The organism is Pseudomonas sp. C9, from assembly GCF_002000165.1.
In the GTDB taxonomy this organism is placed as follows: Bacteria; Pseudomonadota; Gammaproteobacteria; order Pseudomonadales; family Pseudomonadaceae; genus Aquipseudomonas.
In genome coordinates this window covers 438,129-452,794 of record NZ_MPAK01000001.1, presented here as the reverse complement: position 1 = coordinate 452,794, position 14,666 = coordinate 438,129, and the positions used below count along the sequence as shown (strand labels likewise).

The window sequence follows — 14,666 nt, the reverse complement described above, 5'->3', positions numbered from 1 at the left end:
CAAACCCTCAGTGAGATCACCGCCATGACCATTGTCAAAGCTGCTGCCGTCCAAATCGCACCTGTGCTCTACAGCCGTGAAGGCACTGTAGAAAAGGTGGTTAACAAGATTCGCGAACTCGGCGAGAAGGGCGTGCAGTTCGCCGTTTTCCCGGAAACCATCGTCCCGTACTACCCGTATTTTTCTTTTGTGCAGGCGCCTTTCAAAATGGGTGCCGAGCACTACAAATTGCTCGATCAGGCGGTGGTGGTGCCTTCTGCGACCACCGATGAAATCGGCAAGGCCGCCAAGGAAGCCAACATGGTGGTGTCCATCGGCGTCAACGAGCGCGATGGCAGCACCCTTTACAATACGCAGTTGCTGTTTGATGCCGACGGCACCCTGATCCAGGCCCGGCGCAAGATTTCGCCGACCTATCACGAACGCATGATCTGGGGCATGGGCGATGGCTCTGGCCTCAAAGCGGTGGACAGCGCCGTTGGCCGCATCGGGCAACTGGCCTGCTGGGAACATTACAACCCGCTGGCGCGTTACGCCCTGATCGAAGACGGCGAACAGATTCACGCCGCGATGTACCCCGGTTCATTTGCCGGTGAACGGTTTACCCGCCAGATGGAAGTCAGCATCCGCATGCACGCCCTGGAATCGGCCTGCTTCGTGGTCAACTCGACGGCCTGGTTGTACCCGGAACAACAAGCCCAGATCATGGCCGACACCGGCTGCGAGATCGGTCCGATTTCCGGCGGTTGCTACACCGCGATCATCGATCCGCAAGGCGAAGTCATCGGCGCGCTGACCGAAGGCGAGGGCGAAGTCATCGCTGACATCGATTTGTTCGAGATCGAGATCCGTAAACGTCAAATGGATGGTCGCGGTCACTACAGCCGTCCGGAAATCCTCAGCCTGAACATCGACCGCACACCGCATCGCCATGTTCATGAACGCAATGCCCAGCCGACGTTGACGGTGGCTGCACCAGTGGAAGAGGTGTGACCAGGTAAACGTACTGGCGTGCCGGGGCTCTCATCGCGTGCAGCTCCGGTTACGCCATTTTTTGTTGTCCGGTATTTGAACCCGCAGTGGCCTGCGCTAGACTCCAGCCCCATGAAACGCTATCTGCGGTTTTGCCTGATTTTCCTGATCAGCCTCGCGCTTCCCCTGAGTGGAATGGCGGGCGTTTCCGCACCTGCAGAACCTTGTCCGATGAAAACCATGGACATGTCGATGATGGGTGACATGGGCATGGACTGCTGCCAGGACATGAGCACTGCGCCAGACCATGGCAAACCTTGCAAGCCGGGTCAGGAGTGCAAGACCGGTGCCCTTCTGCAAGTCTCGATCATCAAACCTCCCGTTAATCTGTTCAGCCCTGTGATAGCCACATTCTTCGCGGATGCGCTGCCTGTCCAGACCCCGTCCGGGGTATGGCGCCCCCCTCGCGCCTGATTCCTGTTCCACGTTGAGCCCCATTCCGCCTGTGCGGGATGGCGTTGCTGCGCGCCTGTTAAAGCGCGCCGCGGATCATGACAGGAATTCAAGACATGAAACTCATGTGCTTTCGTACGGGGTGGCCGCTCGCGGCGGCCCTGGCGGCAAGTGTATTGGCGTTGCCGTGCGTCGCTGCCCCACTGACCCTCGATGAAGCCTTGCGGCTGGCCGATAACAACGCGCCGTCGCTCACCGCTCAAGCAGAAAAACTCCAGGCGGCCCGAAGCGCCGCGATTCCTGCCGGTGAATTGCCCGACCCGAAGCTGTTGCTGGGGGTGCAAAACTTTCCGGTCGGCGGCCCTGATCGGGGCACGCTGGACCACGACTTCATGACCATGCAAATGGTCGGCGTGATGCAGGAAATGCCCAGTGGCGACAAGCGCCGGGCGCGCACCGAAGTCGCCGAAGCGGCTGTAGACCTGGCTGCTGCGCAAGGGCGGGTCGAGCGCCAAACTGTGCGTCAGGCCACGGCGCTGGCCTGGATCGACAGTTATGCCGTCGAGCTGAAACACGCGCTGTTCCAGGAGTTTTATCGCGAGAACCGTCTGCTGGCCGACATCGTTCGCGCGCAGATTGCCAGCGGTCGTGCGCAACCGGCCGATGCCGTGACGCCCAGGCAGGAAGCGGTGCAACTGGAAGAGCAGCAGGACCAATTGACGTTACAGCGAGCCCAGGCGCGTGCGGCGCTCAAGCGCTGGATCGGTCCTGCGGCCAATGAGCAACCCACCGGCAACTGGCCGCAATGGCCCATCGATACCTCGGGTTATGCGCACAAACTCGAGCATCACCCGGAGTTGGCAGCGTTCGCGCCCATGACCCGGCAAGCGCAAGCCAAAGTCCGCGAAGCCGAAGCCGAGAAGCAATCCGACTGGAGCTGGGAGCTCGATTACCAGAAGCGCGGGCGTGAGTTCGGCGACATGGTCAGTGTGCAATTCACCTTCGACCTGCCGCTGTTTCCCGAGACGCGGCAGAACCCGAAGATTGCTGCGAAACGGGCCGAGCTCAATCAACTTGAAGCCGAGCGTGAGGCGTTGACTCGCGAACACACCCAGCAACTGGAGGCGCAATTGGCCGAGTACGAACGCCTGGACCGCGCGGTGCGTCGCACACAGGAAAGTGTGTTGCCGCTGGCCACGGAAAAAGCCGAGTTGACCCTCGCCAGTTACCGGGCGGGCAAAAGCGATGTGTCAGCGGTTGTCGCTTCCCGGCGTGAACTGATCGAGGCCCGCTTGAAGCAGATCGACATCAACGAACAGAAAGCGCTGACCAGCGCCCGGCTGTATTTCGCCTACGGGGAGACTGGCCAATGAGCCGCATAAAAAGCGTGGCAGGGTTTGCAGGCGCTATCGCGCTGGGCGGTCTTGGCGGTTATTGGTTCGCTCATCAATCTGCAACGACGAATCAAGGCTCCATGGCCGGGGACGAGCGCAAGGCTTTGTACTGGTACGACCCGATGTACCCGCAGCAGAAATTCGACAAGCCCGGCAAGTCGCCTTTCATGGAAATGGAGCTGGTGCCGCGCTACGCCGACGACACGGCCAATACGGCCTCCCTCCAGATCGACCCGAGCGTGACGCAGAATCTCGGTCTGCGGCTGGCGACAGTCAGTCGCGACACTCAGTCATCGAGCCTTGAGGCTGCGGGTGTGCTGGCTTACAACGAGCGGGATGTGGCGGTGATTCAAGCGCGTACGCCGGGTTTCGTCGAACGGGTTTACGCCCGTGCGCCGGGCGATGTGCTCAAGGCGGGGGCGCCATTGGCGGACATTCTGGTGCCGGAATGGGCTGGCGCCCAAGAGGAGTTTCTGGCGCTCAAACGCCTGGGTGACCCCGGTCTGTTGGCTGCCGCCCGGCAACGTCTGCGCCTGACGGGGATGCCGGCCGCGTTGATTGACCAGGTTGAACGCAATGCAAAGGTACAGTCGAGCCAAACGATCACCACGCCGATTGCCGGGGCGCTACAGGAACTGAACGTGCGCGTCGGCATGACCCTGGCCGCCGGAGAAACACTGGCCCGGGTCAATGGCCTGAACAGCGTCTGGCTGACGGTGGCGGTGCCGGAATCGGCCGCAGGGTCAATCCAGACCGGTCAAACCGTGGAAGCCCGGCTGGCGGGGTTCCCGCAGGCGGTGCTGCACGGGACGGTCAGTGCGATCCTGCCGCAAGTCACTGCGGACAGCCGCACGGTCAGTGTGCGCATTGAACTGCCTAACAGCGAGGGACGCTTGCGTCCCGGGTTGACGGTGCAGGTGCGTTTGCAAGGCGCCACCGACACCACGTTGCAGGTGCCGAGTGAAGCCTTGATTCGTACGGGCCGGCGGGTGCTGGTGATGCTGGCCGAAGAGGGCGGGCACTACCGTCCGGTGGAAGTGCAAGCCGGGCCGGAAAGCGACGGCCAAACGGCCGTGCTCAAGGGGTTGGAGGAGGGCCAGCAGGTGGTCACGTCGGGGCAGTTTCTGCTCGACTCCGAAGCCAGCCTCAAAGGCATTGTCGTGCAGCCGCTGGAAAAAAGCGGAGGCCAGCCATGATTGCCGCACTGATCCGCTGGTCCGTGGCCAACCGTTTCCTGGTGCTGCTGGCGACGCTGTTCGTCACAGCGTGGGGCGTGTGGTCGGTACAGAGCACACCCATCGATGCGTTGCCGGACCTGTCCGATGTCCAAGTGATCATTCGCACACCGTATGCCGGCCAGGCGCCGCAAATTGTCGAGAACCAGGTGACCTACCCACTGGCAACGACCATGTTGTCGGTGCCGGGGGCGAAGACCGTTCGCGGCTATTCCTTTTTCGGTGACAGCTTTGTGTACGTGTTGTTTGAGGATGGAACCGACCTGTACTGGGCACGTTCACGGGTGCTGGAATACCTGAGTCAGGTGCAGAGTCGTCTGCCCGCCAGCGCCAAACCCGCGCTGGGACCGGACGCCACCGGGGTTGGCTGGATCTTTCAATACGCGTTGGTGGATCGCAGCGGTGGTCACGATCTGGCGCAACTGCGGGCGTTGCAGGACTGGTTCCTCAAGTTCGAACTCAAGACCTTGCCCAATGTCGCCGAAGTCGCCACGGTCGGTGGCATGGTCAAACAGTATCAGGTGCAACTCGAGCCTTTGAAAATGGCCAGTCTGGGGATTACTCAGGCGCAAATCACCGACGCCATTGGCAAGGCCAATCAGGAAACCGGTGGCGCCGTGCTGGAGTTGGCCGAGACCGAATTTATCGTGCGGGCTTCGGGCTATCTGAAAACCCTCGATGACTTTCGGGCCATTCCTCTCAAGCTCGGTGTGGGGAGCGTGCCCGTCACCCTTGGCGATGTGGCAACCGTTCAACAGGGACCGGAAATGCGCCGTGGCCTGGCGGAACTCGACGGCGAAGGCGAGACCGTGGGCGGCGTGGTGATTTTGCGCAGCGGCAAGAACGCCAGGGAAACCATCGCTGCGGTCAAGGCCAGGCTGGATGCGCTAAAAAGCAGTTTGCCCGCGGGTGTGGAGATCGTCACCACGTACGACCGCAGTAAATTGATCGATCGCGCCGTGGAAAACCTCAGCCACAAGTTGATCGAAGAATTCATCGTCGTGGCCCTGGTGTGCGGGATTTTCCTCTGGCACTTGCGCTCGGCGCTGGTGGCGATCATCTCGTTGCCGGTGGGGGTGTTGATCGCCTTCATCGTGATGCGCCATCAAGGGATCAACGCCAACATCATGTCCCTGGGCGGGATCGCCATCGCCATTGGCGCCATGGTCGATGCTGCCGTGGTGATGATCGAAAACGCCCACAAGAAAATCGAAGCCTGGCACACGGCTCATCCGGGCGAAACCCTGACGGGTGAGCGGCACTGGCAGGTGATGATCGATGCGGCGGTGGAAGTGGGGCCGGCGCTGTTCTTTTGCCTGCTGATCATCACGCTGTCGTTCATTCCGGTGTTCACACTGGAGGCGCAGGAGGGGCGTCTGTTCGGTCCGTTGGCGTTCACCAAAACCTATGCCATGGCGGCTGCGGCAGGGCTGTCGGTAACATTGGTGCCGGTGTTGATGGGTTACTGGATACGGGGACGGATCCCCAATGAACAACAAAACCCGCTCAACCGTTGGTTGATCAGGCTCTACCAACCGGCGCTGGACGCGGTGTTGCGCCGGCCAAAGATCACACTGCTGGCGGCGTTGCTGGTGTTGGTCAGCGCGGTGTGGCCGATGTCGCGCCTGGGAGGCGAGTTCCTGCCGCCGCTGGACGAAGGCGACTTGCTGTACATGCCCTCCGCATTGCCGGGGCTGTCAGTACAGAAAGCTGCGCAACTGCTGCAACAAACCGATCGCCTGATCAAAACCGTCCCGGAAGTCGAGCACGTGTTCGGCAAGGCCGGGCGCGCCGAAACCGCCACCGATCCGGCCCCGCTGGAGATGTTCGAAACCACCATTCAGTTCAAGCCCCAGGATCAGTGGCGCCCCGGTATGACCCCGGAAAAACTCGTGGAAGAATTGGATCGCGTGGTCCGTGTGCCGGGGCTGACCAATATCTGGATTCCGCCGATTCGCAACCGCATCGACATGCTCGCCACCGGCATCAAAAGCCCCATCGGGGTCAAAGTTGCGGGCAATGACCTGGCGCAAATCGATGCTGTCACGCAAGGCGTGGAGCGGGTCGCCAAAGGGGTGTCGGGTGTCAGCTCTGCGCTGGCCGAACGATTGACCGGCGGGCGTTACATCGATGTGGACATCGACCGTAAGGCGGCCGCTCGTTATGGGCTGAACATCGCCGACGTGCAATCGATCGTGGCGGGTGCCATCGGGGGTGAAAACGTAGGAGAAACCATCGAGGGGCGCGCGCGGTTCCCGATCAATGTGCGTTATCCGCGAGAGTGGCGTGATTCCCTTGGCGCACTGGAGCAATTGCCGATCTACACGCCTCTGGGCAGTCAGATCACCCTCGGCACGGTGGCGAAAATCAAGGTCACGGATGGGCCTCCGATGCTCAAGAGCGAAAACGCCCGGCCCTCCGGTTGGGTGTACATCGATGTGCGTGGGCGGGACATTGCGTCAGTGGTCGCCGATTTGCGCCGGGCCGTTGCTGAACAGGTGACGTTGCAGCCCGGCATGAGCCTGAGCTACTCCGGGCAGTTCGAGTTTCTGGAGCGGGCCAATGCGCGGCTAAAACTGGTGGTGCCGGCCACGCTGCTGATCATTTTTGTCCTGCTTTATCTGACCTTTGCCCGTTTCGACGAGGCCTTGCTGATTATGGCCACGCTGCCTTTTGCACTCGTGGGCGGAGCGTGGTTCCTCTATGGGCTGGGGTTCAATCTGTCGGTGGCCACCGGCGTTGGCTTCATTGCGCTGGCCGGGGTGTCTGCCGAGTTTGGCGTGATCATGCTGCTGTACCTGAAAAATGCCTGGGCTGAGCGCGAAGACGCTGGCGACCGGACAGAACACGGGTTGGTGGCAGCGATTCGTGAAGGTGCAGTGCAGCGGGTTCGACCCAAGGCCATGACCGTGGCCGTGATCATTGCCGGCCTGTTGCCGATTCTGCTGGGCAGTGGCACCGGCAGCGAGGTCATGAGCCGCATCGCCGCGCCCATGGTCGGCGGCATGATCACCGCGCCCTTGCTGTCACTGTTTGTGATTCCGGCGGCGTATCGCTTGATGCGCCGTCGTCCGCTCCTGTCAAAAACCCCTAAAGCTCAAGGAAACATCCAATGAAACTGACTCTGATCGCAGTAACAAGCACGGTGATTGCTCTTTCTCTTTCTGCCCACGCAGCGGATATGCCCGGCATGAAGATGGATGACATGGCCATGGACGGTCAGCCGATGAAGGCGCAAACAGCGCAAGCACCGGTTGCGAAGGCGGCGGGTACCGTGAAGTCAATCGACAGTGCCAAGCACACGGTAACCATCGCCCACGGTGCCGTACCCGCGGTGAAGTGGCCGCCGATGACCATGGGGTTCAAGGCTACAGAGGCGCAATTGGCTGCGGTGAAGGTGGGGGACCAGGTGAACTTCGAGTTTCAGCTTGAAGGGGCGACGGCGACGATCGTATCGATCGATGTAGCGAAGTAGCACGTGGCGAGCCCGATGGTGCGAAGGTCATCCGCACCACCGGTTCGTTTGCGTCAGAGCTCCTGACCCAGGAAAATCAACGTATTGCCATGCGCCTCAGCCGCTGCGCGCTGGTTATAGCTGTCGCGGTGCGAGCAGTTGAAGCCGTGTTCAGCTTCCGGGTACACGACAATTTCCACGTTATCGTTGGTGTCGAAACGCTCGGCGATTGTCTCCACGGCTTCCAGCGAAATATGGCTGTCTGCTTCACCGAAGTGCATCAACAGCGGCACTTCGATGTCATCGGCGCGGTCCAGGTGATTCTGGATACCGCCGCCGTAATAGGCAACCGCCACATCCACATAGCCATTGGTGGCGGTGAGGTAGGACAATAAACCACCGAAGCAATAACCGATGGAGGCGATGCCGCCGTCCAGACCTGGTTGCGCATCGAGGGCGTCGATGGCCAGTTTGATGTCGGCCTGCGCCTGGGTGATGTCGGTGGCGTTCATCAACTCGACGGCGCGCTTCCAGCCGGCTTCGTCGTAGGTCAGTTCGATGCGGTGGCCGCTGCGCCAGAACAGGTCCGGCACGATCACCAGATAACCATCAGCGGCGTATTGTTCGGCGACCGAGCGGATGTGCTCGTTGACACCGAAGATCTCCTGGATCAATACGATTCCAGGGCCATTTTGAGTATGCGGAATGGCCAGGTAAGCGCCGAATTTACCGTCGTCGCTGTCGATCTCGATCCATTGGGTGGTTACGCTCATGGTGGCTCCTGTCTACGCAAGTGAGGTGTAGGGTGAAGCTTGCCACGGTAGCATCTCAACGATTGTGACGGCGCCAGAAAAATCGCGCCAGCAGCGTATCGAGGCTCAGCTTGCCGGCACCCGAGAGCAACAATGGCATCAGGGCGGCGAGGTAGATCAGCGGCAGTTTGAAGTTGCCGTGACCTTTGTTGCTGATGGCGTAACCCTGGGCAAGCTCACTCAATGTAGACCAATCGGCCGGCCAGTGAACGGCAGCGGTGGCGACAACCGTGACCACCATCAGACTGATCGCCGATATCCGCGTGCCAAGGCCCGCCAGAATGGCGAGTGCGCCAATCAGCTCGACCCACATCGACAGTTCCCAATTCAGCGTGGCCGGCAACTGGTCGAATGGAAACGGAAAACGGTCCTGGATATCGGCAAACCAGTTTTCGCCGTTCCATTTTTCAAGGCCGGACTCAAAAAATTCCCAGGCGATGAACAACCGCAAGGTCAGGGGCGCGAGCCAGCTGCCGGCACGGTCGAGGTTCAGGTGCAGGCCTTTCACGGCCGAAGAAATTGAAGTGTTCATTGGCATGATTTCCGTCAGGTCAGGAATGCGGGGCAACGGCGTGCCCCGCGCGATGGGTTACTCGCTGGCGCCGCACTTGCCTTCGCCACATTTGCCTTCGGCGGGTTTTTCCGACGTGTCGGCATGAGCCTGGCTGTAGCCGTGCGTCAGTTGTTTCATGCTGAACGCTTCGGATTCGGACGCCGAAGCGACGTTCGACAGGGCCAGGCCACCCGCGATGAGCAGGCCGAGGGTCAGGGAAGAAGTCGAGAGTTTGAACATGGTGATACTCCGTAGCTTGAGTGAGTTGAGCGCTTTGATCGGCGTGGCCAATCGACTGGCGTATTTCATCAAGCGGGTGTATCTGCGATGTGTCGTTGCAGCGGGGTTTTATGGGCGAGGTGTGTCAGGAGGCTGGCTGTACACACACTGATACATAGCCACAACACACAGGGGATTTGTGGTGGATTTGAGGTTGTGTGGCGCCGGCCGGTCCGGCGCGTGACGCTCCGGGCAATTTCCTATACATTTTCCGGCCGCCCCCCTGCATGGTGAAACCGCTTCATGTCTCTTGCGCTCGAACGTCTAGTCGCTGGCACGCCGATTCCTTTTGCCGGTAATCGTGTCACGGTCGTCAGCCCCGAACTGGCCGCGCGGTTTCAGCCCGGGGACCACCTGCTGGTGGAGCAGGTCAGCGGCGAATTGTTGCTGATTCCGGTGGCCGACCAGCAAGCGGCCAGCGTGGCGATCGAGCGAGCAGAAGCCGCATTCACCGCGATGTCGACGGTGTCGGATCAAGCGATCAGCACCTTCTTCGACCTCTTTGCCCAGCGTCTGGAAACCCCGCAATGCTGGGACTTGATCGCGGCCGCCAACCTCGCCGACATCGAACGGGCCAAGGCTCGTGGGCGCTCCACCACGCGTTTGCTGGCCGATGAGCGCATGCGCCGCGACATGATCGCCGGCCTGCGGGCCTGGCGCGATGCGCCAGCCTCACGCGGCAAAGTGATCAGTTGCGTTGAGCATGACGGCTGGAAAGTCGAACAAGTGGTGTCGCCGCTGGGCATCGTCGCGTTTGTCTTTGAAGGCCGACCGAATGTGTTTGCCGACGCCGCCGGTGTCTTGCGCACCGGTAACACCGCCGTGCTGCGCATTGGCAGCGATGCGTTGGGCACCGCCCAGGCGATCGTCACCCATGCATTGAATCCGGCATTGAGCGACGCCGGGTTGCCGGTCGGCGCGGTATCGCTGGTCGAAAGCGTCAATCATGCGGCCGGTTGGGCGATGTTCGCTGACCGGCGTCTGTCCCTGGCCGTGGCCCGAGGTTCAGGGCGTGCGGTCAGTCAATTGGGCAGCATCGCTCAACAGGCGGGTACCGCCGTCAGCCTGCATGGCACTGGTGGCGCCTGGCTGATCGCTGACAAGGACGCCGACGCGACGCGTTTCGCCGCCGTCGTGCGAAATTCTCTGGACCGCAAGGTCTGCAACACGATGAACGTCTGCCTGATCCAGCGCGACCGCGCCGCCGATCTGGTGCCGTTGTTTCTCGATGCATTGCAACAAGCCGGCAGCGCGCGGGCCCAGGGCTGCAAATTGCACATCGTCGAAGGCAGCGAGTCGTACTTGCCGACGCACTGGTTGAGTGCGAGCGTCGAAGTATTGCGCGCCGAAGGTTACCGGACCGAGGCGATGGCCGAGCCACTGCCGGAGGATCAATTGGGTCGCGAGTGGGAATGGGAAGAAACCCCGGAAGCCAGCTTGATGATCGTCGATGACCTGGACCGTGCCATTGCCTTGTTCAATCGTTACAGCCCGCAATTCACGGTGTCGTTGATCAGTGAGAATGACGCGGCGCATGAGCGTTTCTACAACGCGGTCAATGCTCCGTTTGTCGGTAACGGCATCACGCGTTGGGTCGACGGGCAGTACGCCTTGAACAAGCCGGAGTTGGGGCTTTCGAACTGGGAAAGCGGCCGGCTGTTTGCGCGCAGCGCGATTCTCTCGGGAGACGGGGTGTTCACGGTTCGTAGTCGCATGACGCAGACCTCTTTGTCGGTCAAACGCTAGGCGAGGGGCACACTATAATTAAGGTGTTTGCTCCTTCGTTCTGAAAGAGGGATACACCATGAAACTTCGTTCCTTCGAGCAATATTCTCATCACCTGGAGTCGGTCGCCCACGATGCATGGCTGACGACCCGGGTGAAATCGGTCCTGGCCATGGACGATCCAACCCTGGGACTGCAAATTCACGTCAAAACCCATGCGGGCACGGTGGCGTTGAGTGGCCGGGTCACTACCCATCGGCAATGTGAAAAGGTCGTTGCACTGACTCGTTCGGTTCAGGGGGTTGTCGATGTCGATGCCAGGGAGTTGCTGACTCACGTATTCACACCCGGCAGTTTTCCCGAACCACCTGACGCCGAAGAACGCAGTGAGCGTCGGCCACCGGATGACAAATGAGCCTGACGATCCCATCAGCGGCGCTCCTGTAAGCCAGGAGCGCTGCGCAGGGGAGGCGCATCAGGCGGCTTGGACAGTTTTGTCGTAAACAGCGCAGGTAGCGGGATGTTCTGCCAGCGACACGAAAGTGCGGCTGCTGGCTTCCAGGGCGTCAATCGAACCGGTCTCGATGTCGTAGACCCAGCCATGCAAATTCAACAGGCCTTTTTCTTGCGCCAGGCGCACGCTCGGGTGCGTCTGGATATTGGCCAGTTGCGCGATGACGTTTTCCCGGACCATTGAACTCACCTTCGCCGCGTCAGTGGCGTGAGGGCGGGATTGGTTGATGACTTTTGCCGACTCGGCGTGCTGCAACCAGCCGCTGACCGCCGGCAGGTGATCCATGCATTTACACGAGGCGATGGCGGTCATGGCGCCGCAATCCGAATGCCCACAGATCACAATGTCGCTGACACCGAGCACCGCAACCGCATATTCAACCGTGGCCGACACACCGCCGGGGTGCGGGCTGTATGACGGCACGATGTTGCCGGCGTTGCGGATGACGAACAATTCACCGGGTTCCTGCTGGGTCAGCAGTTCGGGGACGACACGGCTGTCGGAACAGGTGATGAACAACGTGCCGGGATGCTGGGTGGTGGCCAGGTGTTTGAACAAATCGGTGCGTTGTGGAAAGGCTTCGTTCTGAAACTTCAAAAAGCCGTCGATGAGCGCTTTCATGGTGATGTCCTCACTATTGTGTGTAGCAGCTGTCGAGCCTGCGTTCGGCTGCGAAGCAGTCGCCTGGATTGGCGAAGACTGCGTCTTCGGACGCAGCCTCGCGGGCTCGGCAGCTGCTACGGGGTTAGGGTGTTGGTTAGAACGGGCGCAGGGGCAGGAACTTGCCGTCGAGGGTGATCACCGCTCGGGAGCCACCTTCCGGGTCTTCGACTTTCTTCATGTCGAGCTTGAAGTTGATCGCGCTGATGATGCCGTCGCCAAATTGCTCATGAACCAGGGCTTTGAGGGTGGTGCCGTAGATCTGGATCATTTCGTAAAAGCGGTAGATGGTCGGGTCGGTCGGGACACCCGAGAGGCTGCCACGCAGCGGAATGATCTGCAGGCGGGCCACGGTGTCGGCGTCCAGGTCGAGTTTTTCGCCAATCACTTTGGCGGCGGTTTCCGGCAATGGATGCTGGCCGAGAAGGGCGGCGGTAACATAGGCCAGACCCAGGCCGGTGCCGTCGGTCAGGTCCTGCCAGGACAGATTTTTGCGGGCCTTGGCATCGAGAATCGAGGTGGTCAGGGCCAGACTCGGGTCGTTGTAAGCGTGGGACTGTTGCATGGTGATTCTCCTGTCGGCGTGGTGTCGCTTGGGTGTGTAGCCATCTTCTGCCGATTGACTCATAGCGTCCAAGATCGATATACAATGCTTTGCATAAGTCCTGCCTATAGATGAAGAGCCATGCTGCTACGACATTTGCGTTACTTGCTGGCCGTCGCCGACCACGGCGGTTTCACCCGTGCCGCCGAGGCGCTGCATGTTTCCCAGCCGACCTTGTCACAGCAAATCCGCCAGCTTGAAGAAACCCTGGGGGTCAGCCTGTTCGACCGCACCTCGCGCACCGTCAAGCCGACCGATGCAGGAGAGGCCTATATCGAGTGCGCCCGCCGCGTATTGGTTGAGCTGGACGCCGGAAAACGTGCGCTGCATGACGTGAAGGACTTGTCTCGCGGCACCTTGCGCCTGGCCATGACGCCCACATTTATGGCGTATCTGGTGGGGCCGTTGGTGCGCGATTACGTGGCGCGGTATCCGAATATCCATCTGGAGATCTTCGAGTTGTCGATGGACGACATCGAGGCGGGGTTGGCGGATGACTCGCTGGATATCGCCATCGCGTTCAATGACGTCAGAAATGCCGACATCGAGTCGATTCCGGCCTTTGCCGAGACGCTGGGCGTGATGGTGGGGCAGGGGCATCCGTTGTATGACAGCCAGGTCGCATTGCCTGCTGAAGAGCTCGCTCAACTGGCGTTTGCGCTGTTGACCCCGGACTTCGTCACCCGCACCCGCATCAATGAGTATTTTGCTCAGGAACAGATCACCCCCAAGGTGGTGATTGAGGTCAATTCTGTCAGCACGTTGCTGGAGGTCATTCGGCACACGGCCATTGCCACCATCCTCCCTGAGGCCATCGCCAGCCAGGAGCGCGCACTGCGCAAGATTCCATTGCTGGGGGCGGCGCCTACCCGTGGGGCGGCGTTGCTTCGTCGTAAAAACAACTACCACAGTGCGGCGTCCGTGGCGTTCATGAACCTGGTGTTGGGGACGCCTGTGCTGGCGTCAACGACCTCAATCTTCCACTGACGGGCAATCGACTTTGCCGCTTTTGCTGGTGGCAGACACGAGGACGGAATCGTCTTTGGCAAGGCTGATTGAAATCGTGACACCCGAACCCGTGGCTTCGAAGTGGCGATCATCGACGGCTTTGGTTTCGGCTTCTTTGTTGTTGATCAGTACCGGACCATCCTGATCCGCATGAACCGTAACGTTTGCGGGGCAGTCCGCATCGAATGGCGGGATGCCGGGGGGTTTTTCATTGCAAGCCTCCATAAATCCAGCAGCGCATACCGATAACCATAGCTTCATTTACGGCGCACACGACAAACAAAAAAAGGCCCCGCTCGATATGACGAGCGGGGCCTTTTAATTTAGAGACGCTGGATAGAACCGTGGGGAGTATCAGTAGAACCGATCAATCACCCGAACTTCGTTCTGGTTTTGCAGCGATGCCCAGGCCTGTTTCAGCGTTTGCAGAACATTACCGATGAAGTCCTTGTCGGCTGCGGCTTTCTTGCCGACATAGCCATGGCCGCGACGGTACATCTTCAGTCGGGCCAGCAGGTTCTGGTTGTTCTGATCGAACTCCGCTTCGTGAGCGTGAGGCGACAGGCAGTCGATATGAACCTGGCCCGATTTGCTGATCCACAGGATGTGGCTGTCGTGGCTGTCTTTTTGCGCAGCGAACATACGAGCCAGTTCATCGATAGTGGGTTGATTGTTCAGATTCATAATATGCCCCTTGACCATTTGGTGATCTTTCAAAGTTGATTCGCTAATACAAGTAGCCCATCGGTTAGTTGATCCCTGGCACCGAAACCAGGACGTCAGCGGTCGGCCGTTGAATTCAACGAGGTCGCGCATCTGTTGCATGTAGTCGTGTTGAATAACTGCTACGCAAAAGCGTCACAACGAAGAGAAGCAGCGAATACCTTCTGGCCATTGCCGACTTTTCAGGGTCGACCACAAGCTTCATGAGGATTGATCGCTAGCGCTTCTCGTCCTTGTACTGGACGTTCGGGCCAGGTCAGCTTCTTCAATCTGCCTTGTG

The 14,666-nt window shown here is 60.1% G+C and carries 16 protein-coding genes; 9 read left to right on the top strand and 7 right to left on the bottom strand.

What is annotated here, in order from left to right:
* Window positions 1-24: 24 nt before the first annotated feature.
* From BMS17_RS02100 to BMS17_RS02075, 6 genes are all read left to right on the top strand, one after another.
* Window positions 25-993, top strand: a complete 969-nt coding sequence (locus BMS17_RS02100) for a nitrilase-related carbon-nitrogen hydrolase (protein WP_046027663.1) — start codon at window positions 25-27, stop codon at window positions 991-993.
* A gap of 111 nt (window positions 994-1,104) precedes the next feature.
* A complete protein-coding gene (locus tag BMS17_RS02095; protein ID WP_077430312.1) occupies window positions 1,105-1,446 on the top strand; it encodes a hypothetical protein in 342 nt (113 codons plus the stop codon).
* A gap of 95 nt (window positions 1,447-1,541) precedes the next feature.
* Window positions 1,542-2,798 carry a TolC family protein gene (locus tag BMS17_RS02090; RefSeq protein ID WP_077430311.1) on the top strand — a complete coding sequence of 419 codons (1,257 nt, stop codon included), beginning with the start codon at window positions 1,542-1,544 and terminating at the stop codon, window positions 2,796-2,798.
* On the top strand, window positions 2,795-4,015 hold the full coding sequence (locus BMS17_RS02085; protein WP_077430310.1) for an efflux RND transporter periplasmic adaptor subunit: 1,221 nt from the start codon (window positions 2,795-2,797) through the stop codon (window positions 4,013-4,015). Before BMS17_RS02090 ends, BMS17_RS02085 begins: the two co-directional genes overlap by 4 nt.
* A complete protein-coding gene (locus tag BMS17_RS02080) occupies window positions 4,012-7,170 on the top strand; it encodes an efflux RND transporter permease subunit (protein ID WP_077430309.1) in 3,159 nt (1,052 codons plus the stop codon). The genes BMS17_RS02085 and BMS17_RS02080 overlap by 4 nt, the downstream gene beginning before the upstream one ends.
* A complete protein-coding gene (locus tag BMS17_RS02075; RefSeq protein ID WP_046027655.1) occupies window positions 7,167-7,529 on the top strand; it encodes a copper-binding protein in 363 nt (120 codons plus the stop codon). Before BMS17_RS02080 ends, BMS17_RS02075 begins: the two co-directional genes overlap by 4 nt.
* A gap of 53 nt (window positions 7,530-7,582) precedes the next feature.
* Here BMS17_RS02075 and BMS17_RS02070 read toward each other — a convergent pair whose 3' ends face one another.
* The 3 genes from BMS17_RS02070 to BMS17_RS02060 are packed head-to-tail and all read right to left on the bottom strand — an operon-like array spanning window position 7,583 to window position 9,113.
* Window positions 7,583-8,281: a dienelactone hydrolase family protein gene (locus BMS17_RS02070; RefSeq protein ID WP_077430308.1), complete on the bottom strand. Its 699-nt coding sequence runs from the start codon at window positions 8,279-8,281 to the stop codon at window positions 7,583-7,585.
* A 55-nt stretch (window positions 8,282-8,336) separates the two neighbouring features.
* Window positions 8,337-8,852, bottom strand: a complete 516-nt coding sequence (locus BMS17_RS02065) for a DoxX family protein (protein ID WP_046027652.1) — start codon at window positions 8,850-8,852, stop codon at window positions 8,337-8,339.
* Window positions 8,853-8,909: 57 nt separating this feature from the next.
* On the bottom strand, window positions 8,910-9,113 hold the full coding sequence (locus BMS17_RS02060) for a hypothetical protein (protein ID WP_077430307.1): 204 nt from the start codon (window positions 9,111-9,113) through the stop codon (window positions 8,910-8,912).
* 282 nt (window positions 9,114-9,395) lie between these two features.
* On the opposite strand from BMS17_RS02060, the gene BMS17_RS02055 reads away from it, so the two are divergent.
* Both BMS17_RS02055 and BMS17_RS02050 read left to right on the top strand, forming a co-directional pair.
* On the top strand, window positions 9,396-10,898 hold the full coding sequence (locus tag BMS17_RS02055) for an aldehyde dehydrogenase family protein (RefSeq protein ID WP_077430306.1): 1,503 nt from the start codon (window positions 9,396-9,398) through the stop codon (window positions 10,896-10,898).
* Between the two features lie 58 nt (window positions 10,899-10,956).
* Window positions 10,957-11,292: a BON domain-containing protein gene (locus BMS17_RS02050; RefSeq protein WP_046027647.1), complete on the top strand. Its 336-nt coding sequence runs from the start codon at window positions 10,957-10,959 to the stop codon at window positions 11,290-11,292.
* 60 nt (window positions 11,293-11,352) lie between these two features.
* On the opposite strand, the gene BMS17_RS02045 is transcribed toward BMS17_RS02050, so the two are convergent.
* Window positions 11,353-12,012: a carbonic anhydrase gene (locus tag BMS17_RS02045; protein WP_046027646.1), complete on the bottom strand. Its 660-nt coding sequence runs from the start codon at window positions 12,010-12,012 to the stop codon at window positions 11,353-11,355.
* Between the two features lie 136 nt (window positions 12,013-12,148).
* Window positions 12,149-12,616, bottom strand: coding sequence for a cyanase (cynS, locus tag BMS17_RS02040; protein ID WP_077430305.1), 468 nt, complete (start codon window positions 12,614-12,616; stop codon window positions 12,149-12,151).
* 120 nt (window positions 12,617-12,736) lie between these two features.
* On the opposite strand from cynS, the gene cynR reads away from it, so the two are divergent.
* Window positions 12,737-13,642, top strand: coding sequence for a transcriptional regulator CynR (gene cynR, locus BMS17_RS02035; protein ID WP_077430304.1), 906 nt, complete (start codon window positions 12,737-12,739; stop codon window positions 13,640-13,642).
* Here the strand turns inward: cynR and BMS17_RS02030 are convergent.
* Both BMS17_RS02030 and BMS17_RS02025 read right to left on the bottom strand, forming a co-directional pair.
* Complete coding sequence (locus tag BMS17_RS02030) at window positions 13,628-13,924, bottom strand: hypothetical protein (protein WP_077430303.1); 297 nt, start codon at window positions 13,922-13,924, stop codon at window positions 13,628-13,630. The two genes, cynR and BMS17_RS02030, sit on opposite strands and share 15 nt — an antisense overlap.
* Window positions 13,925-14,017: 93 nt before the next feature.
* Window positions 14,018-14,347, bottom strand: a complete 330-nt coding sequence (locus BMS17_RS02025; protein WP_077432160.1) for a hypothetical protein — start codon at window positions 14,345-14,347, stop codon at window positions 14,018-14,020.
* Window positions 14,348-14,666 lie beyond the last annotated feature (319 nt).